Source organism: Pseudomonas onubensis, from assembly GCF_965653655.1.
Lineage (GTDB): Bacteria > Pseudomonadota > Gammaproteobacteria > Pseudomonadales > Pseudomonadaceae > Aquipseudomonas.
Genome location: NZ_CBFHAZ010000027.1, coordinates 1 through 24,685, shown reverse-complemented (window position 1 = coordinate 24,685; position 24,685 = coordinate 1). Strand labels below are relative to the sequence as shown.

The window sequence follows — 24,685 nt, the reverse complement described above, 5'->3', positions numbered from 1 at the left end:
TTTACGAGACACAGCATGAAGCATCTCCTCACACTCGTTTCGACACTGCTGGGCCTGGGCCTGCCGATTGCCGCGCAAGCCGACTGCGACAGTTATCCCAGCGCCACCACGCACACCCTGACCTTGCCGGCGACCATTACCGTACCGGACAGTCTTCCCAATGGCAGCCTGATTACCCGTCAGCCCTTCAGCGGCACGGCGCCCGGGCTCTATATCCGCTGCCCCACCCCCACAAAGCTGACAGTCACCGGTAAATACCCACGCAAAAAGGACGCGGCCACAGGCAGCTATCACACCGAAGTACCGGGTATCGGCATCCGCGTGGACATCAGGGATGCCCGCGGGGTGACTAACTCCTTCGCCCTGCACAATCAAAGCCACTACCAATACGCCGGGACCTGGGTCACCTTCACGAACGCTGAGGCGTACTTTTACAAAATCGGCCCCGTGACCGATGGGGTAATGCCCAGCGCGGATATTTTCCAGGTCGCCTGGCAAAACGTGCCGAACATATTGTTGCGCCTGGGTAACCCGGTGCGCTTTGTAAGGCCTTCGGCGACCTGCGACCTCGCAGCAGGTGACGTCAACCGCACCATCACGCTCGACCCGGTGCAAGTCAGCGCCTTCGACAACAGCCCGTTTGCCGGCAAACGCGACTTCGAGCTGACCGCCAATTGCAGCGATGCGGCCAACGTCACCTTTCGCTTTTCCGGCACCCCGACGCCCGAGAATACGTTGCTCTTCGCCAATACCGGCACCGCCGGCGGTGTGGGGCTATGGCTGTATTCGCGTATCAACGGGGCCACCCGAACCATTCCTGCCAATGGCAGCGACAACGAACGCACGCTGGTTGTAACCGGCAATCGTGCGGTATTGCCGCTTAGCGCGGCGTATCACAAAAGCGGCACTGTCAGCCAAGGCACGCTCGTCAGCACCGCCACCGTCAACATTACCTATAACTGAAACACTAAGGACTTAAGATGATTTTGCGAACACTGCCCCTGATGCTGGCAATCACGGCGAGCCTGGCTCCGCCTGCTGCCCAGGCCGCCATCAGCGGCAACCTGACCTTTCAAGGCGTGGTCAACGCCGGAACGTGTAACCTGATTGCGGGCGATGTAAACCGCGCCATCAAACTACCGCCAGTCAAGGTTTCGGATTTTGACAGCGCCGACGCCGCAGGCACGCACGACTTTGAGCTCGCTGCCGACTGCGACTCGGACGTCAAAAACGTAATCTTCCTGTTCGCAGGTACACCGGCTGCCGACAACGCTGCGCTTTTTGCCAACACGGGGACTTCGGCTGGTACCGCCCTCGGGCTGTCGAGCGGTGCAGCCATCCCGGCCAACGGCACGGTGGCGCAGCGCAGTCGAACGGTTGCGACGAACAACAAAAAGGCCATCCTGGCGCTCAAGGCGGCTTACAACAAAACCGGTGCTGCCATTACCCAGGGAACACTCGCCAGTGCTGTGACCGTCTCGATCACTTACAACTGATAATGCCCGGCGTCATGGCCACGGTGTAAATGCACAAAAAAACGCCCGACCTTCACAGGCCGGGCGTTTTTTGTGCCCTGAGAAAATCAGGACTGACTGGATGGCGTCGGGGTTACCGGCGTTGCAGTCGGGGCAGTGGCAGCGTGGGTCGGTGCGGACACCGAGTTGGCTGTCGAAACGCTTGACGCTGGGGTTGCAGGCTTGGCCGCAACAGCAGGCTTGGGCGCTGCAGGCTTTTTGGCAACGGCTGGCTTCTTCGCGGCGGCAGGTTTTGCCGCAGGCTTGGCAGCCACTGGTTTTGCTGCAGCAGGCTTGGCAGCAGCTTTAGCGGCGGCTGGCTTGACTGCTGGTTTGGCAGCGGCCGGCTTGGCAGCTGCGGTTTTAGCCGCTGGCTTGGCAGCAGGTTTTGCTGCGGCTTTGGCAGCAGGTTTAGCCGCAGGTTTGGCGGCGGCCTTAGCGGCAACGGGTTTTGCTGCAGACTTGGCGGCCGGTTTGGCAGCGGCAGTTTTGGCAGCGGGTTTTGCCGCTGCTTTAGCCGGGGCCTTGGCCGCAGGTTTGGCAGCTGGCTTGGCGGCCGCTTTAACCAGTGGTTTGGCAGCGGTTTTGGCCGCCGGTTTAGCCGCCGCAGTTTTAGCCGCAGGTTTGGCAGCCGGTTTAGCGGCGGCGGTTTTGGCCGGAGCCACTTTAGCGCCGGTGAGTTTTTCGATTTGCCTGGTCAGGGTATCGACCTTGCTGTGCAGCGTCTTCAGTTCCGCTTTGCTGGGCACGCCCAGTCGCGAAATGGCACTGTTGAGACGCTTGTCGAAGGTTTCTTCCAACTTGCCCCAAGTGTCAGAAATGCTCGACTTGGCGGAGCCGGCAGTGGCCTTGGCCGCTTCAACTTTTTTACCAACCGTGGTCTTGGTCAACTTCTCGGCCTTTTCGCCGTCCTTGACCAAGGTCTCGAAGTATTTGCCGCCGTCACTGCTAACCTTCGAGTACACGCCTAAACCAGCAAGCCAGATCTTACGGGAATATTTTTCAACCTCCCCGATCCACGAGCTGCCTTCTTTCTGAGTAGTCTTTTTAACAGCCATCCCGATGTCTCCTTAGTGTTTACGCGCGACACGTTCTAGCAATGTCGTCAGCTCTTCGAGCTTAGCAGAGAGTGTCTCCACGTCATGTTTAGACGCAATGCCGATCCGATTCAAGGCACTTGCAACACGTGTGTCAAAAGCTTTTTCAACTTTATCCAGTTGAACTTCAACCAAACCTTTGACGCTGGAGACATTACTCTTTACTTGGTCAATCTGACTGTTGGCGGCATCAAGTTGTTCAACCACAACTTTTTTGCCTTTACTTTCAACATGTTGACCGGTCTTGACCAGCTCTTTGAAGTACTCGCCACCTTCGCTGCCGACCTTGGCATAGGCGCCAAGTCCTGCCAGCCAGATCTTGCGGGCATAGCTTTTAACGTCACTCAGGGCAGTGGACTGAAGGTCGATTTTTTTCTTCAAAATAACTTTGGCCATGGTGCACCTCACGCAGATTAGGGTCGAGGAACGGCCCGCAGGAGTTGAGGGCTTGGGCACAAAGTAGGCTGGAAAATTAGAATCGGCACCCTAAGAACACATCGATCAGGCCAACGCCTTATCCAGGGCTTTCTCGATTTCGGACTTGATGGTGCCGCTCATGGCCGACATCAACAGGCCAAGTTCCACATCGATACGCAGCGATTCATCGGCGACTAACACCGTGCCTTTAACCCCCGAACGCTTGAGGTTCAGGCTATCGCCCGACCATGATGACTCAAGGCCATATTGCTCCTTGAGTTTGTGCGCCAACTTCTCGGCCTTCGCGCGCGCGCCTTCTTTACCCAGGGAATGTGCACGCTCAACGGTAATACGGGCCATCGCAATGACTCCTCTTTATATCGACTCAGAACACCTGCCATGCGGCAAAAGGTCTCGATGAACACCTATCTTACCTTCAGCCTTGCCAAGACAAAGCAGGCGGTGGGGATTATCATGTCCCGCATTCTCTTTTGGTGACAGCGATATGACTGATCAGCGCAAAGGCAGCGATGCCGAACCCACCACTCACTTCGGCTTCAAGAACGTTCCGGAAAGCCAGAAAGCGGAAAAAGTCGCTGAGGTGTTCCATTCCGTTGCGGCCAAGTACGACCTGATGAACGACGTGCTCTCGGGCGGCATGCACCGCCTGTGGAAGCGCTTCACCATCGAGTTGTCGGGTGTACGCACCGGCAACCGCGTGCTCGATATCGCCGGCGGCACGGGCGATCTGGCGGCCAAGTTCTCCAAGCTGGTTGGCCCGACCGGCCAGGTCGTGCTGGCGGACATCAACGGTTCAATGCTCAAGGTCGGCCGTGATCGCCTGCTGGATAAAGGCGTGGCCGGAAATATCGAGTTTGTACAGGCCGACGCTGAAAAGCTGCCGTTCCCGGACAACCATTTCGACTGCGTGACCATCGCATTCGGCCTGCGCAACGTGACCCATAAAGAGGACGCGATCCGCTCGATGCTGCGCGTACTCAAGCCGGGCGGTCGCCTGTTGGTGCTGGAGTTCTCCAAGCCGACCAACGCGCTGATGTCCAAGGTCTACGACACCTACTCGTTCGCCTTCATGCCGTTGATGGGCAAGCTGATCACCAATGACGCCGAGAGCTACCGCTACCTGGCCGAATCGATCCGCATGCACCCCGACCAGGAAACCCTGAAGTCGATGATGGTAGAGGCCGGTTTCGACCGCGTGACCTACCACAACATGACCTCGGGCATCGTCGCCCTGCACCGCGGCATCAAGCCCTGATGCTGTTCGCCGGCCTCCTCGCCAGCGTCGAACACGGCATCAACCGTGTCCTGCGCCTGGACAGCACCGCCCTGGCGCGGCTCGCGCACTTGAACGGCAAAGTCATTGCCGTCGACTGCACCAGCCCTGCCTTGCAGCTGTTTATCCTGCCCAGCGATGAAGGCCTGCTGCTCGCCGGCGCCTGGGCCGCCGAGGCCGACTGCACCCTGCGCGCGCCCGCCTCGAGCCTCTTGCACCTGGCGCTGAGCCGCAACAAGACCGCCATCCTGCACAGCCCCGAAGTGGAGCTGGAAGGCGACAGCGCCGTGCTGATGGACCTGGCCGCCGTGCTGCAAGACCTGGAACTGGATTGGGAATACGAGCTGTCACGCTGGATCGGCCCGGTGGCCACCCAGTTGATCAGCGGGCACCTGCGCAGCCGCTCGCGCTGGTACCAGCAAGGGTTCGCCAGCCTCAACCAGAACCTTGCCGAATACCTGAGCGAAGAATCGCGCACCCTGGTCGGAGAACGGGAAGCGCAAGCGCGCTTTCGCGAACTCGACAAGGCCAAAATCGACCTGGAACGCCTTGAGGCACGCTTCGAGCGCCTGAGCCGTTCCCTTGATCCAAGCGATAACGCATGAAGCTGCTCGCCGTCCGCCGTTTGTTTCGTATCCAGCGCGTCGTAATCCGCTACCGCCTCGATGACCTGCTGTTCGCCCTGCCGTTGCCGTGGTTCCTGCTGGCCGTGCGTTATGTGCTGCCGTGGCGCTGGTTCCCGCGCAAACCGCTGGAGCTGAGCCGTGGCGCGCGCCTGCGCCTGGCGTTGCAGGACCTGGGGCCGATCTTTATCAAGTTCGGGCAGATCCTCTCCACGCGTCGCGACTTGCTGCCCGAAGACATCGCCGACGAACTGATGCTGTTGCAGGATCGCGTGCCGCCGTTTGATTCCCAGCAGTCGATGAAGCTGATCGAAGAGCAGCTGGGCCAGAAAATCAGTGAGGTGTTCAGCCGTTTCGACGTCGAGCCACTGGCCTCGGCCTCGGTGGCGCAAGTTCATGCTGCACAATTGAAGACCGGCGAAGAAGTGGTGGTGAAGGTGATTCGCCCCGGCCTCAAGCCGATCATCGGCCAGGACCTGGCGTGGCTGTTTATCCTCGCCCGCGCCGCCGAACGTTTCAGCGCCGACGCACGCCTGCTGCACCCGGTGGATGTGGTCGCCGACTACGAAAAAACCATCTACGACGAGCTCGACCTGCTGCGCGAAGCGGCCAATGCCAGCCAGCTCAAGCGCAACTTTGAAGGCTCGCCATTACTGTACGTGCCGCAAGTGTATTGGGACTGGTGCCGCCCCAAAGTACTGGTGATGGAGCGCATCTACGGCGTGCAGGTCACCGACCTCGCGACCCTGGCCGACCAGCGTACCGACATGAAGATGCTTGCCGAGCGCGGCGTGGAGATTTTCTTCACCCAAGTGTTCCGCGACAGCTTCTTCCACGCCGACATGCACCCGGGCAACATTTTCGTCAGCACCGTCAACCCGTGGAGCCCGCAGTACATTGCGATCGACTGCGGCATCGTCGGCAGCCTGACACCGGAAGACCAGGATTACCTGGCGCGTAACCTGTTCGCCTTCTTCAAGCGCGACTACCGCCGCGTGGCGCAATTGCACATCGATTCGGGTTGGGTGCCGGCCGAAACCAAGCTCAACGAATTCGAAGCGGCGATCCGCACCGTGTGCGAGCCGATCTTTGAAAAACCGTTAAAAGATATTTCCTTCGGCCAGGTGCTGATGCGCCTGTTCCAGACCGCGCGGCGCTTCAACATGGAAGTGCAGCCACAGCTGGTGCTGCTGCAAAAAACCTTGCTAAACATCGAAGGCCTGGGCCGCCAGCTGTACCCGGACCTGGACCTGTGGAACACCGCGCAGCCGTTCCTGGAACGCTGGATGCGCGAGCGCGTCAGCCCGAAAACCCTGCTGGGCAACCTGCACAGCCAGTTCGAACAACTGCCGCACCTGGCCAACATGACCCGCGACCTGCTGGAGCGCATGTCCCAGCCCCACGCCAAAGACCCGGCGCCGCCGTGGCAGAAGCGCAAGGACGACTGGTTCCTGCGCCTGCTGGGCGCCGCGCACCTGGTCGGTGGTGTGATGCTGGCGATTGGCGGGCCGTTGAACCAGCTGGGCCACTGGCCGGCTGGCATCATGGTCGCCGTGGGTGTTTATCTGATCGTGCGCCGATAGCCGATCCGGTTATACACTGTCGCAAATTGCCGGAGCCGAACATGAAAGACTGGCTGGACGAGATCAAGTGGGACAGTGACGGCCTGGTGCCGGCCATTGCCCAGGACTACAAGACCGGGCGCGTGCTGATGATGGCCTGGATGAACCGCGAGGCCTTGAGCCTCACCGCCACTGAGCAGCGCGCCATTTACTGGTCACGTTCGCGTGGCAAACTGTGGCGCAAGGGCGAAGAGTCCGGGCACGTGCAGACCCTGCACGAGATGCGTATCGACTGTGACGCCGACGTGGTGATCCTGATGGTCGAGCAGATCGGCGATATAGCCTGCCATACCGGCCGTCACAGCTGCTTCTATCGCGTGTTCGAGAACGGCGAGTGGAAGGTTGTGGAGCCGGTGCTCAAAGACCCGCACGCCATTTACTCCGCAGGACACTGAACATGAGCGATACCCTGAACCGAGTGGCCCAGGTGCTGGAAGACCGCAAAGGCGCGGACGCCGACAGCTCCTATGTCGCCAGCCTGTACCACAAGGGCTTGAACAAGATTCTGGAAAAACTTGGCGAAGAGTCGATCGAGACGATTATTGCCGCCAAGGATGCGCAAATCAGCGGTGATTACAGTGATGTAATCTACGAGACCGCAGACTTGTGGTTCCATAGCCTGGTCATGCTCGCCCAACTCGGGCAGCACCCACAGGCCGTGTTGGATGAACTGGACCGTCGCTTCGGCTTGTCCGGGCACGCCGAAAAGGCCTCGCGCCCGTCCGCCTGAATAACTTTTACAGAGGAATTGCAGCATGGGCATTTTTGACTGGAAACACTGGATCGTCATTCTGGTGGTGGTGGTACTGGTGTTCGGCACCAAGAAACTCAAGAACCTGGGCACTGACGTGGGCGAGTCGATCAAGGGCTTTCGTAAAGCCATGAACGACGATGAAAAGCCGGCCGACCCAATGGCCAACCCAGTGCCTCCGGCCCAGCCAGTTCACCCGCAGGCCACCCAGCCGATCACCGAGCGTCGCACCTTCGACGTGCAGGCTGAGAAAGTCCAAGAGCCGACCCGCAAAGACTCGTGAGCACTGACTAATGTTTGGTATCAGCTTCTCTGAACTGCTGCTCGTCGGCCTCGTGGCCTTGCTGGTACTCGGGCCGGAACGCCTGCCCGGTGCCGCACGCACGGCCGGCCTGTGGATCGGGCGCCTGAAACGCAGTTTCAACGCCATCAAACAGGAAGTTGAACGGGAAATCGGCGCCGACGAGATCCGCCGCCAGTTGCACAACGAACATATCCTGTCGTTGGAGCAAGAGGCGCGCAAAATTCTATCGCCGGTTCAGGAACCCGCCAAACCGGTGGAACCTGTGATCGAAAACAGCATTGCTCCGGCCGCCGAAGCGCCGCCACCCGCGCCCGTCCCGACTGAGCCAGCGCCGACGCCTGTGGCGTCGCCCGCTCCCCATGACCCTTCATTGCCGCCGCGAGCCCCATGAGCGCTGATAAACCGGAAAACGACCAGCATATGCCGCTGGTCTCGCACCTCACCGAGCTGCGGACTCGCCTGCTGCGTTGCGTAGCGGCCATCTTCATCATCTTTGCCGGGCTGTTCGCCTTCACCCAGCAGATCTACACCTTCGTCTCCACGCCCTTGCGCCAGTACCTGCCGGCCGGCGCGACGATGATCGCCACCGACGTGTCGTCGCCGTTCCTGACGCCATTGAAGCTGACCATGATGGTCTCGCTGTTCCTGGCGATCCCGGTGATCCTGCACCAGATCTGGGGCTTTATTGCACCGGGCCTGTACAAGCATGAGAAGCGCATTGCGGTGCCGTTACTGGTGTCGAGCATCCTGCTGTTCTACACCGGCATGGCCTTCGCGTATTTCCTGGTGTTCCCGCTGATCTTCAAATTCTTCGCCGCCGCCACCCCGGCCGGCGTGGAAATGATGACCGACATCACCAGCTACCTCGACTTCGTGATGACGCTGTTCTTCGCCTTTGGCGTGGCCTTCGAAATCCCGGTGGCCGTGGTACTGCTGGTGTGGATCGGCGTGGTCGATGTCAAATACCTGAAGAAAGTGCGCCCGTACGTGATCATCGGCTGCTTCGTGGTCGGCATGATTCTCACGCCGCCGGACATCTTCTCGCAGACCTTGCTGGCGGTGCCGATGTGGATGCTGTTTGAGATCGGCATCCTGTTCAGCAGCTTGATCACCAGGCGCGGCGATCACCCGGATGACCAACCCGCCGACGACGACCAGCCGCCAGCGACGCAACCGTGAACCTGCTGTTGCTTGAGGAGGCCGACTTTATCGCGGCCGACCGGGTGGTCCTGCGTGATCGGCGCCTGGTGCATATGCAGGAAGTCCACCGCGCTGTGGTGGGCGACAACCTGCGGGTCGGCCGGATTGGCGGGCTGATGGGCAATGCGCAACTGCTGCGCCTGGAAGCCGGTGAAGCCGAGCTGCACGTGAGCTTCGACCAGCCACCACCGACCAAACTGCCGCTGACCCTGCTGCTGGCCCTGCCACGCCCGAAGATGCTGCGCCGGGTGCTGCAAACCGTGGCGGCGATGGGCGTGCCAAAGGTGGTACTGGTCAACAGTTACCGGGTCGAAAAGAGCTTCTGGCAAACCCCGTTTCTGGAGCCGGAGGCGGTGCGCGAGCAACTGATCCTCGGCCTGGAGCAGGCGCGGGACACGGTGCTGCCCGAGATCGTCATCGAAAAGCGCTTCAAGCCGTTCGTCGAAGACCGCCTGCCGGCCATGACCGAAGGGACTCTGGGCCTGATCGGCCATCCCGGCGATTACCCGGCCTGCCCGCGTGGCCTGGATGAGCCGGTGACCCTCGCCATCGGCCCCGAAGGCGGCTGGATTCCCTACGAGGTGGAGCTGCTGGCCAAGGCCGGCTTGCAACCGGTGCAGTTGGGTGCACGCATCCTGCGCGTAGAAACCGCCGTGACCGCCCTGCTCGCCCGGTTGTTCTGACACGACCTACAGACCCCGATGGTTCCCACGCTCCGCGTGGGAACGATCAACTCCTACAGAAACTTCCTGCGCAGCCGATAGCCTCTGAATAAGTCCAAGCCTTGTTCCAAAGGAGATCGCAGCATGTATCGTTGGTTAGCCGAAAAACTGGGGAATGTGAGCGTCAATCGCAAGCTGAGCATTGGCTTTGGCTTGGTGTTGATCCTGACGCTGTTGACCACCTTCACCGGCTGGACCGGCTTGGGCGACGTGATCAGTCGCGGCGACAAGCTGGGCTTTATCTCCAGCCTCAACGGCCTGACCAAAGACCTGCGCCTGGCGCGCCTGGACTTTGAAATGCGCCGGGGCGAACAAGGCACCGACGCGGTCAACAGCCTGCTGAAGCAACTGGACGATGGCCTCAAAACCGCCGAAACGCTGATCGAGCAACCCGACGACAAAGCCTTGGTCGAGCAACAGTTGGAAGCCTTGGGCCAATACAAAAAGGCCTTCGGCGCCATGGTGCTGGCCGGCCTCAAGCGCGAGGGCGCACGCAGCAAGCTCGGCGACACCGCCGACAACGCCGTGGCCAAGATCAACGAAATCGAAGCGGCCCTGCTGCAAGGCGACAGCGTCACGCAGTTCAACAGCGTGGTCGACCTGAGCAAGTTGATCCAGCAATCGCGCTTCCAGGTACGCGGCTACACCTACAGCGGCAAGACCGAGGCCGAGCAACCGGCGCTGGATGCCATCGACAATGCCCTGAAGAAAATCACCGACCTGCAAGGCAAGCTGCCTGAGCAATACCAGGCCAACCTGCAAGAGGCTGGCGTGTCCTTGCAAGCCTACCGCGCCGCCGTCAGCCAGTACCGCGACTCCCAAGTGGCCAGCGCGGCCGCGCTGAAAGTCATGACTGCCCAGGGCGATATCCTGCTGGGGCACAGCGAAAAACTCACCACCTCCCAGACCGCCGTGCGCGATGCCGATGCCGCCCACGCTAAACAACTGTTGCTGCTGGCCACGGTACTGGCGCTGATCTTCGGCATGGTCGCCGCCTGGGCCATCACCCGCCAGATCGTGATCCCGCTCAACCAAACCCTCAAAGTCGCCGAGCGCGTGGCCTCGGGCGATCTGAGCCATAACCTCAATTCCGCCCGCCAGGACGAGTTGGGCCAGTTGCAACGCGCCATGCAAAGCATGACCGTCGGCCTGCGCGAGCTGATCGGAGGGATCAGTGACGGCGTCACTCAGATCGCCAGCGCCGCCGAGCAGCTGTCGGCCGTGACCGAACAGACCAGCGCCGGGGTCAACAGCCAGAAGGTCGAGACCGATCAAGTGGCCACCGCCATGAACGAAATGGCCGCCACTGTGCAGGAAGTGGCGCGCAACGCCGAAGAAGCTTCCGAAGCCGCCGTGGCGGCAGACCAACAAGCCCGTGAAGGCGACAAGGTAGTCGGTGAAGCCATCGCGCAGATTGAGCGCCTGGCCACTGAGGTGGGTAATTCCACGGTGGCCATGGGCGACCTCAAGCGTGAAAGCGACAAGATCGGCAGCGTGCTTGATGTGATCAAGTCGGTGGCCCAACAAACCAACCTGCTGGCGCTGAACGCGGCGATTGAGGCAGCGCGGGCCGGTGAGGCCGGTCGCGGCTTTGCGGTGGTGGCCGATGAGGTGCGCAGCCTGGCCCAGCGCACGCAGAAGTCCACCGAAGAGATCGAAGAGTTGATCGTCGGCCTGCAAAACGGCACTCAGCAGGTGGCGACCATCATGGACAACAGCCGTGGCCTCACCGACAGCAGCGTCGAGTTGACCCGTCGCGCCGGCAACGCGCTGAGCAATATCACGCGCACGGTCTCGACTATCCAGGCGATGAACTCGCAGATTGCCACCGCTGCCGAGCAACAGAGCGCGGTGGCCGAGGAAATCAACCGCAGCGTGCTGAATGTGCGCGACGTGTCTGAACAGACCTCCTCGGCCAGCGAGGAAACTGCCGCCTCGAGTGCCGAACTGGCACGTTTGGGGATCTATTTGCAGTCTCTGGTCGGGCGCTTCCGCATCTGACCCGCACCTACGCGGCGGCCGGACCAAGGCCGCCGTAACTTGTGAAATTTCCTACACGGTTATCAGCCCGCCCCAACCTCGAATCGATTTAGCGTTTCAGCTGTTGCGAAACGCTATCTGATTTGGAGGTTCACCATGTTCCCTCGGCTGACCCGCCTGCTGGTCAATGCCAGCATCCGCCTCAAGCTCGCACTGGGTTTTGGCCAAGTGCTGATATTAAGCATCCTGATCGCCGCGACCGGCTGGCAGGCCTTGAACGACGTGCTTTATCGGTCAACCAGCCTGACGACTCTGGGGCAACTGGCCCTGGACGCCGAGGCCATGCGCGCCGACAGGATCGTGTACCGCACCCTGACGGACGCCGCCAGCCTGGCCAAAATGACCACGCAGATTGAAAAGATCGACCGACACCTGGCCGACCTTTCAAACCGCCTGAAGGACCCGGCCGACCTGCAGCGGTTACAGGACGCCACACGCCTGGTGGCAAACTTCAAGACAGCTTTGGCGACCTTGCCTGCGTTGATCGAGCAACGTGAGAACGTCCGCCCGGCCCTCAAGAAAACCGCGCTGCAGGCCAGCGACACGCTTGCTCAGTTCGCCAGCGACTTGCCCAACCAGGAAGACGAAAGGGCCCTGGATGCCATCGAGAACCTGCGCCAGGCCATGGAACAGGCAGAGGATCGCGCCCAGAGCCCTGCCTGGGCGGCCGAGTCGCTACAAGCCTACACCGACGCACTCACCCAGGCGCTCGAAGCCCTGAATGTGGCACAAGCGGCGGTGACCGCACTGCCCGTGGACGCGGCGCTGCTCAAGGCTGACCTGGCCAGCTATCGCCAACAGTTGACCACACTCAAGGAGGCTCAGCTCAACACCGAAACCATGCAAAACCGCTTTGAGCAGCAACTCAATGAGCTGCGCGAACAAAGCCATCAACTGAGCGAAGGCCAGAACGCCAAGCGTGACGGCGAAGCCGAGCAGACCCGCACACGGCTGATCAGCGTCACCGTGGCGGCCTTGCTGCTCGGTGTACTGGCCGCGTGGTGGATCGCCCGGCAAATAGTCGTGCCACTGCGCGCCATCCTTACGGCCGCCCACCGTATCGCTGACGGCGACCTGAGTCGGGACATTCAAGAGGACCGCCGTGATGAGCTGGGCCAGTTACAGCAAAGCATCGGGCAAATGACCCGCAACCTGCGCAACCTGATCAGCGGTATCGGCGACAGTGCACGGCAGATCGCCAGTGCCGCAACGCAGCTATCGGCCGTCACCGAGCAGACCCGCGCCGGGGTCAACGACCAGAAGGATGAAACCGATCAGGTCGCCACAGCAATGAATGAAATGCTCGCCACCGCCCAGGAAGTCGCCCGGCACGCCGAGCAGGCGTCCGTCGCGGCCAATGAAGCGGACCAGGAGGCGAGCGCCGGCGAAAAAGTGGTGACCCAGGCGGTGCAGCAAATCGGCCATCTGGCCCACGAGATGGCACGTTCGAGCCAAGCGATGATTGCGCTGCAACACGAAAGCCAGAAGATCGGCAGCGTGCTCGACGTTATCAAGTCAGTGTCCCAGCAAACCAACCTGCTGGCCCTGAACGCCGCCATCGAAGCGGCACGCGCAGGCAGCGCCGGCCAGGGTTTCGCGGTGGTGGCCGACGAAGTGCGAAGCCTGGCCCAGCGCACCCAGGAGTCGGCCGAAGAAATCGAGGGGCTGATCCTAGGCTTGAATAACGGCACTCAGCAGGTCGCAGACATCATGGATAACAGCCGCAGCTTGACCGACAACAGCGTCGGCTTGACCCGCGACGCAGGCGAGGCACTTGTAGCGATTGCCCGCACGGTGTCGATCATCCAGGAAATGAACCCGCAAATTGCCGCCGCCGCCGAGCAGCAAAGCGCGGTGGCAGAGGAGATCAATCGCAGTGTGCTGAAAGTGCGGGATGTAACCGAACAAACCGCCGCGGCCAGTGAAGAAACGGCCGCGGCGAGTGTTCAGTTGACCCGGTTGAGCCTGGATTTGCAGACGTTGGTGGGTAAATTCAGGCTTTGATACTCACGGCCCTTGTGGCGAGCGAGCTTGCTCGCGCTGGGCTGCGAAGCAGCCCTGAACCCTGCCAACGCGTTCTGCTGGATAAATCGCGGTGATTTTTTGGGGCCGCTTCGCGCCCCAGCGCGAGCAAGCTCGCTCGCCACAGGAAGCTCATACTTCCATTACAGGACTTGGCGCAGGAAGGTCTGGGCGCGCGGGTCTTTGGGCGCATCGAAGAACTCGGCCGGGGCCGCATCTTCGAGCAATTTGCCGTGGTCGAAGAACAGCACGCGGTCTGCCACTTCACGGGCAAAGCCCATCTCGTGGGTGACGCAGACCATGGTCATGCCTTCCAGGGCCAGGGTCTTCATCACGTCCAGCACTTCGCCGACCATTTCCGGGTCCAGCGCCGAGGTGGGCTCATCAAACAGCATCACCTTGGGCTCCATGGCCAACGCGCGGGCAATGGCTACCCGTTGTTGCTGGCCACCGGACAAGCGCGATGGAAACTCGTTGGCCTTCTGCGCAATACCGACCTTTTCCAGCAGCGCCAAAGCCTTGGCCTCACGCTCTCGCTTGCCACGCTTGCGCACGACTTTTTGCGCCAGGCACAGGTTTTCCAGCACAGTCATGTGCGGGAACAAATTGAAGTGCTGGAACACCATGCCGACTTCACGGCGATAGGCATTCACGTCGGTTTTGGGGTCGGCCAGTTGCAAGCCGTCGATGCTCACCGAGCCCGAGTCGAATGCTTCCAGGCCGTTAAGGCAGCGCAGGAACGTGGACTTGCCCGAACCCGACGGGCCGATCACCACCAGCACTTCGCCCTTGGCGACTTGGGTGGTCACGTGGTCTACCGCGCGCACTACCTGGCCACGGGTGTCGAAGACTTTTACCAGATCGCGGACTTCAATCACTTTGCGCGAGCCTCCGCTCAAGCCGGCTGGCCATTTTCGACAGCGGCAGGTTGATCAGCAGGTACAGGCCTGCCACACAGAACAGAATTTCAAAGGGCGAGAACGAAGTGGTGATCACTTCACGGCCACTTTTGAGCAGCTCGGTAATCGCGATCACCGAAACCAGCGAAGTGTCTTTCACCAGGCTGATAAATTGCCCGGCCAGCGGCGGCAGCACGCGCTTGAACGCTTGCGGCAACACCACGTGACGCATCGACTGGCTGGCGCTCAGCCCCAGGGAGCGAGCGGCCTCGTTTTGGCCACGGGTGATGGACTGCACGCCGGCACGGACGATTTCCGCCACGTAAGCGCCGGTGAACAGCGACAACGCCGCAATCCCGGCAAATTCGCGGGACAGGTTGAGCACGGTGCCGATGAAGAAGTAGAAAATGAAAATCTGCACCAATAGCGGCGTACCACGCACCAGTTCGACGTAGATCGTCGACAGATCGCGCAAGGTAGGGTTGCTCGACAGGCGGCACAAGCCGGTTGCCAGACCAATCGCCAAGCCCAGAATTCCGGAGACCACCGACAACCACAAGGTGGTCCACAAGCCCCACATCAGCGGGCCCAGCGCCCAATGCCGGGTGACGCCGATAACATCGCCTTCAGCCACGTCGTCGCCACGCGACACTTGCAGGCTGTTGTCGGCCACGGTCAGCTTTTGCTCGGTGCCTGCGTCGTTGCGCAAGGTGACTTCGGCGACGTCGCCGTTACGCACCAGCTCAATGACAGTGGAGATGTCGGCGGCGCGCTGGGAGGTTTCGGCCTGATAGGCGAAGTACTGCGGCACGCGGTTCCAGCGCCACTCGTAGGACATCAACGAAGTGGCGTAGTACAACGCGCCGGCCAGGCCAACCAGCACGACCACGGTCAGCAGGTGCCAGGGCCATTGGGCTTTTTTCTGTTTCATTTCACTTTCCAGGATTTGTGTCGCCTGTCATGCCGCCTTCGCGAGCAAGCCCGCTCCCACATTGGAATGCATTCCAATGTGGGAGCGGGCTTGCTCGCGAAGGGCGCGACTCGGTACTACGCCGAACTTATTCCATGTCCTTGAGCCACTCGGAGCTCTTGAACCACTTGTCATGGATGCGATCGTAGGTGCCGTCGTTGCGGATCTGGTGCAGGAAGTTGTTGATGTAGTTGAGGCTGTCGTAATCGCCTTTTTTCAGGCCAAACGCGAGGGGCTCGAAGGTGAAGGGTTCTTCCAGGAACACCAGCTTGCCGTTGCCGACTTTCTTCTCGGCGACCACGTTGTACGGCGCGTCATACACAAAGGCATCGGCCTTGCCGTTGACCACGTCCAGCACGCCTTCCTGCTCGTTGTCATAGCCGTGGTACTTGGCTTTGGAGATCAGCTTCCTGGCAACCATCTCGCCGGTGGTGCCGAGCTTGGAGGTCAGGCGGTACTTCTCGTCGTTGAGGTCTTTGTAGGACTTGATCGTGCCTTCCAGGTCTTTGCGAATCAGCAGGGTCTGGCCGACCACGATGAAGGGTTCGCTGAAGTTCAGGCGCAGGTTGCGCTCTTGGGTCAGGGTCATGCCGCTGCCGATCATGTCGAACTTGCCGGTCAGGAAGGCCGGGATGATGCCGTCATAACCGGTGGACACCAACTCCAGCTTGACGCCCATGGACTTGGCCATGGCCTTGAGGATGTCGACTTCAAAGCCGATGATTTCACCGCGCTTGTCGGTCATTTCGAACGGCATGTAGGTCGGGTCCATGCCGACTTTCAGCGTGCCGCGCTTGACCGCATCGTCGATGGCGCCAGCATGCGCCGCAGTGGCCGCGACCAGCGCGGTGACGCCAAGCATCAGCATCGAAAGATACTTTTTCATCATCAAGTCCCCTGAAAGATTCTTATAAGGCCGGCGCGCAAAAGGGCTGCACCCATTCGGGGTGCGATCCTAACCCACTCGTTGCCCGTCACAAAGGTTTCACGGGCAAATGTTATCGGCGTATGTCGGAAAAGCCCCACAACGGTGCAGCACAGTGCAGGAACTAGACACATCAGCGTAAAAGCTCGGCAATTGATTGATGTGTAAGCATTTATGACGCTCAGTCGATCTCCGCCATCCAGTCGGTGTCCTTGAACCACTTGTCGTGCAACCGATCGTAGGTGCCATCCTGGGCAATTTGATTGAGGAAGTGGTTGATCCAATTGAGGCTGTCGTAGTCACCTTTTTTCAGGCCGAACGCCAGGGGTTCAAAGGTAAATGGCTGCTCAAGGGCAAAGAGCTGATGGTTTTCCGGCCTGGCCATCGCGATCAGGTTGTAGGGCGCGTCATGGACAAAAGCGTCGGCCTTGCCCTCCACCACTTGGCGCACGCCTTCTTCGGGCGTTGCGAAACTGCTCAGGCGCGCGGCGCCCAGAAACCGTTGCGCCGCCGCTTCGCCGGTGGTGCCTTCAGTCGCGGCGATGCGGTAACCCGCCTCGTCCAGGTCTTCGATGCTGGCAATCTTGCCGGCAAGGCTGGGGTTCAGCAGTACGGTCTGGCCGACCACGATAAAGGAGTCGCTGAAGTTCAGCTTGAGGTTGCGTTCCTGCGTCACCGTCATGCCGCTGCCGATCAGGTCGAATTTCTTCGCCATCAGCCCCGGCAACAACTCGGTGTAAGGCACGGCGACCAGTTCAAGCTCGACGCCCAGGGCGCGGCTCATCGCCTGCAACAAGTCGATTTCGAAGCCGACGATGCGGCCTTGCTTGTCCTTCATTTCAAAAGGCACATAGGTGGGCGTGGTGCCGACTTTAAGCACGCCCCGCCGAACCGCATCATCCAGGGCACCGGCGCTCAGCCAGCCGGCGTAAACCAGTACGACGATGCCGGTCAGCACTGCCAAACAATACCTTTTGATCATGAATTCCCCTGCGACCTAGTCAATTTGGAGGGCGATGCTACCCCAGCGACAGGCACGGCAATACGCCTCGAACAAAGGACTTTTGTTTCGAAATAACAAGGGGTTAGTGGAATTAGGAGGATGTTCTGAACGCTGTAGGAACAGCGCATCTAACGCCCCCGAGGTGAGCCCTCGGGGGCGTCGGAATCAGGCCGGTTGGGCCCGGGAAGACAGCGGTTGCAGCGGCAGCAATGGCGCGTGCGGATCAGCCTTGACCGAAGCACGCCAGGCACCGAGCCACTCGGCGTGGCCTTCGCTCCATACCTGCTGATGCAGACGAGCCAGGGCTACCGGGTCGCTGAGTAACGCCAGGCGCTCGCCATTGTTGAGGCCGGCCGGGCCGACTTTCATCGCGTGGCGCACACGTTCCTGACGCAAGTGTTCGATCGGCTCCGCCTCACGGTGACGCGAGGTCGCCAAGGCGCAGGCCAGGGCGTTTTGCTGCGGGTCGACCACCGAGCGCACAAACCCGTCATTGAGGGCGTGCCAACGGTTTTCGTGGGTGTACTGCTCGGTCGACAGCAAGGCTTGCGGCGGGTTGTATTCCTCAGGGATCAGGAACAGGCTCTCGTCGCGAGACTTGAGGCCCAGCTTGACCCGGCTCGAGATCACCGACACCGGAATCGACAGCATCAGCGAGCCGACGATAGGGATCAGCCACCACAGGAAGCTTGGGTTCAACCACACCACCAGCAGCGCCCACAGGAAGCCCAGCAGGGTTTGCGGGCCGTGGCGTTTGACCGCCTCGCTCCATGGCGTGGAGTCGTCGTCACGCTGCGGCGAGTTCCAGGTCGCGGCCCAGCCCAGGAACGCGGCGAGCACGAAACGGGTGTGGAAGATCATCCGCACCGGCGCCAGCAGCATGGAGAACAGCATCTCCAGCAGCATCGACAGGGTCACCTTGAACTTGCCACCGAACTCTTTCGCGCCCTTGGCCCAGATCAGGATGATGCTGAGCAATTTAGGCAGGAACAACAGCACGATGGTGGTGGAGAACAGCGCCACCGCCTTGTCCGGGTGCCATTGTGGCCACAACGGGTACAACTGGCGCGGCGCCATGAAGTACTGCGGCTCCATCAAGGTGTTCACCGCCAGCAACGCCGTCGACAGCACCAGGAAGAAGAACCACAACGGCGCCGACAAATAGGACATCACGCCGGTCAGGAACACCGCACGGTGCACCGGGTGCATGCCTTTGACCAGAAACAGGCGGAAGTTCATCAGGTTACCGTGGCACCAGCGACGGTCACGCTTGAGTTCATCGAGCAGGTTCGGCGGCAGTTCTTCGTAGCTGCCCGGCAGGTCGTAGGCAATCCACACACCCCAGCCGGCACGGCGCATCAGCGCGGCTTCAACGAAGTCGTGGGAGAGGATCGCACCGGCAAACGCGCCTTTACCCGGCAACGGCGCCAGGGCGCAGTGCTCGATAAACGGCTTCATACGGATGATGGCGTTGTGGCCCCAGTAGTGGGATTCACCCAGCTGCCAGAAGTGCAGGCCGGCGGTAAACAGCGGGCCATAAACACGGGTGGCGAACTGCTGCATGCGCGCATACAGGGTGTCCATGCCCGACGCACGCGGCGCGGTCTGGATAATCCCGGCATCCGGCGTGGCTTCCATCAGGCGCACCAGGCTGGTCAGGCATTCGCCGCTCATCACGCTGTCGGCGTCGAGTACCACCATGTACTTGTATTCACCGCCCCAACGACGGCAGAAGTCGTCGAGGTTGCCACTCTTGCGCTTTACGCGACGGCGACGGCGGCGATAGAAGATCTTGCCGAAACCACCGGCTTCGCGGCACACATCGAGCCAGGCTTGCTGTTCGGCGATGCAGATATCGGCTTCGTTACTGTCGCTGAGCACAAAGAAATCGAAACGGTCCAGGTCGCCAGTGGCGGCCACCGATTCGAAGGTAGCGCGCAGGCCGGCAAATACCCGGGGCACGTCTTCGTTGCAGATCGGCATCACCAGCGCGGTGCGGGCGTCCTTTGGAATCGGCTCGTCACCGGCACTTTTACCGGAGATCCGGTATTTATCGTGGCCGGTCAGCAGCTCCAGGAAGCCCATCAGCGCAGTCCAGAAGCCAGCCGAGACCCAGCAGAACAGAATCCCGAACATGATCAGGATGCTGGTTTGCAGGGCGTAAGGCAGCACCTGGGTAGCGGTTTGCAGCAGGGTCTGGTTGCGGATTTCGTCGAAGTCGACCAGCGACCAGCCCTGGTACGGCATGATGCCTTTCATGTACCAGCCGGCAACAATGGTCTGGCCGAGCATCAGCACCAACAGGATGTAACGGCGGATCGAACCCACGGTACGCCAGCGCGCGGCCGGCAGTACACGCTCGTCCTTCGGCGGCGCCGGAGGGTTGGTGCGACCGGTCATCCGGCGCCAACCGCGCACCAGGATATTGGTGCGCCACGGCTCCGGCACCACTTTGGTCCGACGGATCGGCGGCGTGGCCTTCAGGCAAACCCGACCGTTGGCGTCAAGCGCCAGCATCTCGGCGTCTTGCAGTTCCTCGGCGGTATTGAGCGTCAACCGACGGCCGACCGAAGCTTGGGCAGCCTCAGTGGGTGCGTCGAACGTCTTTGACGACAGGCGTTCGTGCAGCTCGCTGAAGGAGCTGCAGCCCGCCAGTTCGGCGCGCTGCTCTGCGGTCATCGGGAGGTGCGCCAGGTACTCGGACAGAGTCTCTGGCGTGGCTTGAGAATTACTCATCGGCAGGCAACTGATAGCTCCAGGTTTCGGTCAGGACGTGTTCGGTCTTTTCCGGCTCCGGATTGGCAGGGGCAGCCTCTGGCTGCTTGGCGTCCTTGTCTTTCGCTTCCTTGGCGTCTTTCCTGGCCTGTTTTTCGTGTTGCTTGGCCAGCAGCTTGTCGGCCTTGAGCACCTGGGTCGAGACCTTCTCAGGCTCAGCTTTCACGATGTCTTCGACCAGTGCAGCACGCATTTCGGTAGGCTTGCCTGCGTCCTTGATCTTCATGCGCAGGGTCAGGCGCCAGCCTTTGGTGTGCTCGTTATAGCGCACGCTGTTTTCAACGATTTCGGCGTTGTCGCCCACGCTCACCTGGCTGCGCACTGGCGCATCCGCTGGCAGGTTCTTCAGGGACGGGCCTTCGAAGTCGACCAGGTAGGCCACGCTGCCGTCAGGCTGGCGGATCAGGTTCGACTGCTTCACATCACCGGTGGAACGCAAGGTCTGCTTGACCCAGGCGCTGTCGGCCGGGTGCAGCTCTTTCTCGTCCATGGTCCAGTGCAGGCGATAGCTGACATCCAGCGGCTCGCCGACTTTCGGCAGCTCGGCCGGGCTCCAGAACGCAACGATGTTGTCGTTGGTTTCGTCGGCGGTCGGAATCTCTACCAGGTCGACAGAACCCTTGCCCCAGTCACCTTCAGGCTCGATCCAGGCGCTTGGGCGCTTGTCGTAGTTGTCGTCCAGGTCTTCGTAGTGGCTGAAGTCGCGGCCACGCTGCAGCAGGCCGAAACCACGCGGGTTTTCGACAGCGAAGTTGCTGACCGACAAGTGTTTAGGGTTGTTCAGTGGGCGCCAGATCCACTCGCCATTGCCGGCATGGATCGACAGGCCGCTGGAATCGTGCAGTTCACGGCGGTAGTTGAGCACCTTGGACGGCTGGTTCGCGCCGAACAGGTACATGCTGGTCAGCGGGGCGATCCCCAGTTTGCTGACCTTGTCACGCAGGAACATCTGGGATTTGACGTCGACAATGGTGTCGCTGCCAGGGCGCAGGGTCAGGCGATAGGCGCCGGTGGCGCGTGGCGAATCCAGCAGGGCGAAGATCACCAACTGTTTCTCGCCCGGTTTTGGACGCTCAATCCAGAACTCGGTGAAACGCGGGAATTCTTCACCGGACGGCAATGCGGTATCGATTGCCATGCCACGGGCCGAGAGGCCATAGGACTGGCCCTTGCCGACGACGCGGAAGTAGCTGGCGCCGAGCATGGTCATGATTTCGTCTTGCTTGTCGGCCTTGTTGATCGGGTACAGCACACGGAAACCGGCATAACCCAGTTGTTCGGTGGCTTTAGGATCAAATTTCACGTCGCCGAAATCGAAACGACTTGGGTCGTACTTGATTTCCTGGACGCTGTCGGCGGTCACTTCGTTGATTTTCACCGGCGTGTCGAAGTGCATGCCCTGGTGATAGAAGGACAGCTTGAACGGTGTGTTCTGATCGGCCCACTCGGCTTTTTCGTTGCGGAAACGAATCTTCTGGTAGTCCGCGAATTTCATTTCGCGAAATTCGTTCGGCAGATTGCTGCGCGGAGCTTCGTATTTCTGCCCGGCCAGCTCTTTTGCCTTGGCCGACACATCATCCAGACTGAATGCCCACAGTTGACCCGCGCCGAACAGGCAAAACAGGGCAGAGCCCGTTACCAGTGCGTTTCGTAACCGTTTGGCAGACAATTTTGGTGCATTACAGGGACTAACAATCACGAGCAACCCTCGCCGAAAACAGATCAAAAAACCAACGGCCAGCTATCTATATGCCAGGTTGGCGAGCATTGTTCCGACTCCCCTGGGGCAAAATGATTCCCCAATGGTTTGTCGGACAAGTCTCTACCTAAGTCAAAAATGGACCAATTTACGCTGATCCCCATAGCGCGCGATTATCTAGTAGCCCGCGATACAACGCATCAGGGACAACGAAGTATTTGTAGTGAAACCCTGCGTTTTTAGGCATTAAAGTCGTTTTTAATACATTCATGTCTGTAAGAGGAATGTCACAGGGCCATCATTGACCAGGTGCACCTGCATATCCGCGCCAAAACGCCCTGACGCCACCTTGCCATGCAATTGTTGCGCTTGTAACAACAAGTGCTCAAAAAGCACCGCTCCCAGGGCCGGTGGGGCCGCTGTGGAGAAGCTCGGCCGCAACCCGCTTTTGGTATCCGCCGCCAGGGTGAACTGCGACACCAGCAGCAAACCGCCGCCGATATCCTTCAACGACAGGTTCATCTTGCCCTCATCGTCGCTGAACACCCGATAATTAAGCAGCTTGTGCAGCAGTTTATCGGCACTCTCGGGTGTATCTGAAGGTTCGACGGCGACCAGCACCAGCAAACCCTGGTCTATCGAGCCTACGATTTCACCCGCGACCTCGACCCGGGCGCCACGCACCCGCTGCAACAGGCCCTTCATGCTTCTTCTGGCGGCAGATCAAGCAGGCGCCGTGCCATTTCGCCGGTCGCGCGGACCAACGCATCGGTGATGCCCGGCTCGGACGCGGCGTGGCCGGCCTCGCGAATCACTTGTAACTCACTGTTGGGCCAGGCCTGATGCAGCTCCCAGGCGTTATCCAGCGGGCAGATCATATCGTAGCGGCCATGGATGATTACGCCAGGCAGATGGGCGATCTTGTGCATATCGCGGATCAGTTGGTTGGGCTCCAGGAAGGAGTTGTTAGTGAAGTAATGGCACTCGATACGCGCGATCGACAGGGCGCGCTGCGGCTCGGAGAAACGCTCAACGTGCTGCGGGCTCGGGCACAGGCCGAGCATGCGCCCTTCCCAGCCGGACCAGGCTTTGGCCGCGTGCATCTGGGCGATCTGGTCGTTGCCGGTGAGACGCTTGTGGTAGGCGGCAACCAGGTCGTGGCGCTCGTCTGCCGGGATCGGGGCGAGGTAGTCCTGCCAGTAATCCGGGAACATGCGGCTGGCGCCTTCCTGGTAGAACCAGTGAATGTCCTGCGGGCGGGCCAGGAAAATACCGCGCAGGATCAGGCCAAGCACACGCTCGGGGTGGGTTTGCGCGTAGGACAACGACAGGGTCGAGCCCCAGGAGCCACCAAACAGCACCCATTTGTCGATGCCCAGGTGTTCGCGGATGCGCTCAAGGTCGGCGACCAGATCCCAGGTGGTGTTGTTTTCAAGACTCGCGCGCGGCGTAGAACGCCCGCAGCCACGCTGGTCGAAGGTAACGATGCGGTACAGGTTCGGGTCGAAATAGCAGCGGCTCTGGGCGTCGCAACCGGAGCCGGGGCCGCCGTGGATGAAGACGACAGGCAAGCCTTCGGGGGAGCCACTTTCATCGACGTACAGCGTGTGGGTGTCATCGACTGCCAGATCGTGCCGGGCGTAGGGTTTGATCTGCGGGTACCAAGTCTGCATTGCGCGCTCCGTAGGGTGTCGGGTTCATCCCTGAGGGGACGTCTATTATTCTTGCCGTCTGGCATCATAAACCCGAATTGTGCAATGAGCATGTCCTTGAATACTTAGACCTGTGTCAGCCCTTCGCTCCTGAGGTAATGCAGCAGATAGTTATAAAGCTGATCCACCTCCGGGGCTTGGCCGCGCGCGCGCAAGCAACCGTGGACCAGGCCTTTGCCGGGATACAGCACAGCCTGCACGCCCGCCGCCCGCAGCCGCTCGGCATAGAGCATGCCGTCATCGCGCAACGGGTCGAACTGGGCCACGGCGATCAACGCCTTGGGTAAACCGCCGAAATACTCCGCCAGCAAAGGCATGGCATAGGCCGATGGCGCGCCCGTACCTTGCAGGTACAGCGCCAGGTAGCAGTCGGTGTCGGCCGTGCTGAGCAGCGGCGCGTCCATGCAGTCACGGCGCGAGGGCAAATCGGCCGGACCGCCCAAACCGGGGTAAATCAGCACCTGGGCCACGGGCAGCGGCTGGCCATCGTCGCGCAGGCCCAGGCACAGCGCCGCCGCCAGATTGCCGCCCGCGCTGTCGCCCATCACAACCAGACGTTGCCGGTTGACGGCGTGCGGCCCCTGCCCGGCCTGGATTGCCTGCCACACGGCGCGACAGTCGTCGTAGGCCGCCGGGAACGGGTACTCAGGCGCCAGGCGATAGTCGATGGCGATTACCAGCACTTGCAGCGCGTTGGCCAGTTCGAAGCAGATGAAGTCGTGGGAGCCCAACCCGCCGACCACCCAACCGCCGCCGTGCATATAAAGAAGGCAGGGCCAGCCTTCAGTCGGCGCTGGAGCCGTGGGCAGGTAACTGCGCACGCCGACGCCACCCAAGGAAAAGTCCGACAGCTGCAACCCTTCTGGCTTGGGTGGCGTGAAGGCCTGGCACATACGGTCGTAGTTGTGGCGCAAGCCTGCCAGCGACGAGTCGTCACTGGTGAAGGATTCGGTTTTGGCGATGAAGTCGCGCATCGGCGAAGAAATAGGGTATTCGGACATACATAAATTTCTCTAACAATGGAGATCAACCTGTGGGAGCGGGCTTGCTCGCGAATGCGGTGGGTCAACCAACTCATCAGTTGACTGATACACCG

At 60.7% G+C, this 24,685-nt stretch carries 24 protein-coding genes and 2 pseudogenes; 14 read left to right on the top strand and 12 right to left on the bottom strand.

Annotated features, from left to right (window positions below; all coding sequences use genetic code 11):
• The first annotated feature begins 15 nt into the window (after positions 1 to 15).
• Both ACTD9P_RS11880 and ACTD9P_RS11875 read left to right on the top strand, forming a co-directional pair.
• Positions 16 to 963, top strand: a complete 948-nt coding sequence (locus tag ACTD9P_RS11880; RefSeq protein ID WP_438867863.1) for a fimbrial protein — start codon at positions 16 to 18, stop codon at positions 961 to 963.
• Positions 964 to 980: 17 nt separating this feature from the next.
• On the top strand, positions 981 to 1,496 hold the full coding sequence (locus ACTD9P_RS11875; RefSeq protein WP_438867861.1) for a fimbrial protein: 516 nt from the start codon (positions 981 to 983) through the stop codon (positions 1,494 to 1,496).
• 86 nt (positions 1,497 to 1,582) lie between these two features.
• Here the strand turns inward: ACTD9P_RS11875 and ACTD9P_RS11870 are convergent, their stop codons facing one another.
• The 3 genes from ACTD9P_RS11870 to ACTD9P_RS11860 form a co-directional block, all read right to left on the bottom strand.
• A complete protein-coding gene (locus ACTD9P_RS11870; protein ID WP_438867860.1) occupies positions 1,583 to 2,572 on the bottom strand; it encodes a phasin family protein in 990 nt (329 codons plus the stop codon).
• Between the two features lie 12 nt (positions 2,573 to 2,584).
• Entirely contained in the window at positions 2,585 to 3,007 is a 423-nt protein-coding gene (locus ACTD9P_RS11865) for a phasin family protein (protein ID WP_017138584.1), read from the bottom strand.
• Positions 3,008 to 3,112: 105 nt separating this feature from the next.
• Positions 3,113 to 3,388: a polyhydroxyalkanoic acid system family protein gene (locus ACTD9P_RS11860; protein WP_017138585.1), complete on the bottom strand. Its 276-nt coding sequence runs from the start codon at positions 3,386 to 3,388 to the stop codon at positions 3,113 to 3,115.
• 145 nt (positions 3,389 to 3,533) lie between these two features.
• Between ACTD9P_RS11860 and ubiE the strand changes: the two genes are divergently transcribed.
• The 12 genes and pseudogenes from ubiE to ACTD9P_RS11800 all read left to right on the top strand — a co-directional run bounded on the left by ubiE (position 3,534) and on the right by ACTD9P_RS11800 (position 13,588).
• Positions 3,534 to 4,304 (top strand): bifunctional demethylmenaquinone methyltransferase/2-methoxy-6-polyprenyl-1,4-benzoquinol methylase UbiE, encoded by a 771-nt coding sequence (ubiE, locus tag ACTD9P_RS11855; protein ID WP_003171186.1) that lies wholly within the window; start codon positions 3,534 to 3,536, stop codon positions 4,302 to 4,304.
• Positions 4,304 to 4,927, top strand: coding sequence for a ubiquinone biosynthesis accessory factor UbiJ (locus tag ACTD9P_RS11850; RefSeq protein ID WP_219266449.1), 624 nt, complete (start codon positions 4,304 to 4,306; stop codon positions 4,925 to 4,927). The genes ubiE and ACTD9P_RS11850 overlap by 1 nt, the downstream gene beginning before the upstream one ends.
• Entirely contained in the window at positions 4,924 to 6,528 is a 1,605-nt protein-coding gene (gene ubiB / locus ACTD9P_RS11845; protein ID WP_138817217.1) for a ubiquinone biosynthesis regulatory protein kinase UbiB, read from the top strand. Before ACTD9P_RS11850 ends, ubiB begins: the two co-directional genes overlap by 4 nt.
• Before the next feature lie 41 nt (positions 6,529 to 6,569).
• Positions 6,570 to 6,962, top strand: a complete 393-nt coding sequence (gene hisI / locus ACTD9P_RS11840; RefSeq protein WP_058423690.1) for a phosphoribosyl-AMP cyclohydrolase — start codon at positions 6,570 to 6,572, stop codon at positions 6,960 to 6,962.
• Between the two features lie 2 nt (positions 6,963 to 6,964).
• Complete coding sequence (locus tag ACTD9P_RS11835; RefSeq protein ID WP_017138590.1) at positions 6,965 to 7,297, top strand: phosphoribosyl-ATP diphosphatase; 333 nt, start codon at positions 6,965 to 6,967, stop codon at positions 7,295 to 7,297.
• Positions 7,298 to 7,322: 25 nt separating this feature from the next.
• Positions 7,323 to 7,601 (top strand): twin-arginine translocase TatA/TatE family subunit, encoded by a 279-nt coding sequence (locus tag ACTD9P_RS11830; RefSeq protein ID WP_056860633.1) that lies wholly within the window; start codon positions 7,323 to 7,325, stop codon positions 7,599 to 7,601.
• Positions 7,602 to 7,611: 10 nt separating this feature from the next.
• Entirely contained in the window at positions 7,612 to 8,013 is a 402-nt protein-coding gene (tatB, locus tag ACTD9P_RS11825; protein WP_438867859.1) for a Sec-independent protein translocase protein TatB, read from the top strand.
• Positions 8,010 to 8,801 carry a twin-arginine translocase subunit TatC gene (tatC, locus tag ACTD9P_RS11820; protein WP_438867858.1) on the top strand — a complete coding sequence of 264 codons (792 nt, stop codon included), beginning with the start codon at positions 8,010 to 8,012 and terminating at the stop codon, positions 8,799 to 8,801. Before tatB ends, tatC begins: the two co-directional genes overlap by 4 nt.
• A complete protein-coding gene (locus ACTD9P_RS11815; protein WP_438867857.1) occupies positions 8,798 to 9,505 on the top strand; it encodes a 16S rRNA (uracil(1498)-N(3))-methyltransferase in 708 nt (235 codons plus the stop codon). Before tatC ends, ACTD9P_RS11815 begins: the two co-directional genes overlap by 4 nt.
• A gap of 123 nt (positions 9,506 to 9,628) precedes the next feature.
• Positions 9,629 to 10,687: pseudogene (locus ACTD9P_RS11810) on the top strand (methyl-accepting chemotaxis protein); the annotation flags it as partial.
• On the top strand, positions 10,673 to 11,545 hold the full coding sequence (locus tag ACTD9P_RS11805; RefSeq protein ID WP_438867885.1) for a methyl-accepting chemotaxis protein: 873 nt from the start codon (positions 10,673 to 10,675) through the stop codon (positions 11,543 to 11,545). The pseudogene ACTD9P_RS11810 and the gene ACTD9P_RS11805, both read left to right, overlap by 15 nt.
• 135 nt (positions 11,546 to 11,680) lie before the next feature.
• On the top strand, positions 11,681 to 13,588 hold the full coding sequence (locus tag ACTD9P_RS11800) for a methyl-accepting chemotaxis protein (RefSeq protein ID WP_438867856.1): 1,908 nt from the start codon (positions 11,681 to 11,683) through the stop codon (positions 13,586 to 13,588).
• Positions 13,589 to 13,749: 161 nt separating this feature from the next.
• Here ACTD9P_RS11800 and ACTD9P_RS11795 read toward each other — a convergent pair whose 3' ends face one another.
• The 9 genes and pseudogenes from ACTD9P_RS11795 to ACTD9P_RS11755 form a co-directional block, all read right to left on the bottom strand.
• Positions 13,750 to 14,484: an amino acid ABC transporter ATP-binding protein gene (locus ACTD9P_RS11795; protein WP_438867855.1), complete on the bottom strand. Its 735-nt coding sequence runs from the start codon at positions 14,482 to 14,484 to the stop codon at positions 13,750 to 13,752.
• On the bottom strand, positions 14,477 to 15,436 hold the full coding sequence (locus tag ACTD9P_RS11790; RefSeq protein ID WP_219266444.1) for an amino acid ABC transporter permease: 960 nt from the start codon (positions 15,434 to 15,436) through the stop codon (positions 14,477 to 14,479). The genes ACTD9P_RS11795 and ACTD9P_RS11790 overlap by 8 nt, the downstream gene beginning before the upstream one ends.
• 127 nt (positions 15,437 to 15,563) lie before the next feature.
• Positions 15,564 to 16,361, bottom strand: coding sequence for a transporter substrate-binding domain-containing protein (locus tag ACTD9P_RS11785; protein WP_056860639.1), 798 nt, complete (start codon positions 16,359 to 16,361; stop codon positions 15,564 to 15,566).
• Between the two features lie 220 nt (positions 16,362 to 16,581).
• Entirely contained in the window at positions 16,582 to 17,382 is an 801-nt protein-coding gene (locus ACTD9P_RS11780; RefSeq protein ID WP_438867854.1) for a transporter substrate-binding domain-containing protein, read from the bottom strand.
• Positions 17,383 to 17,494: 112 nt separating this feature from the next.
• Positions 17,495 to 20,139: pseudogene (gene mdoH, locus ACTD9P_RS11775) on the bottom strand (glucans biosynthesis glucosyltransferase MdoH).
• The gene (locus ACTD9P_RS11770) at positions 20,132 to 21,820 is read right to left on the bottom strand and encodes a glucan biosynthesis protein G (protein ID WP_438867884.1); all 1,689 of its coding nucleotides are present in this window, start codon (positions 21,818 to 21,820) and stop codon (positions 20,132 to 20,134) included. The pseudogene mdoH and the gene ACTD9P_RS11770 overlap by 8 nt, the downstream one beginning before the upstream one ends.
• 324 nt (positions 21,821 to 22,144) lie before the next feature.
• A complete protein-coding gene (gene dtd / locus ACTD9P_RS11765; protein WP_438867853.1) occupies positions 22,145 to 22,582 on the bottom strand; it encodes a D-aminoacyl-tRNA deacylase in 438 nt (145 codons plus the stop codon).
• Positions 22,579 to 23,550, bottom strand: coding sequence for a prolyl aminopeptidase (gene pip, locus ACTD9P_RS11760; protein ID WP_138817228.1), 972 nt, complete (start codon positions 23,548 to 23,550; stop codon positions 22,579 to 22,581). Before pip ends, dtd begins: the two co-directional genes overlap by 4 nt.
• Before the next feature lie 104 nt (positions 23,551 to 23,654).
• On the bottom strand, positions 23,655 to 24,590 hold the full coding sequence (locus ACTD9P_RS11755; RefSeq protein WP_438867852.1) for an alpha/beta hydrolase: 936 nt from the start codon (positions 24,588 to 24,590) through the stop codon (positions 23,655 to 23,657).
• Positions 24,591 to 24,685: the final 95 nt, after the last annotated feature.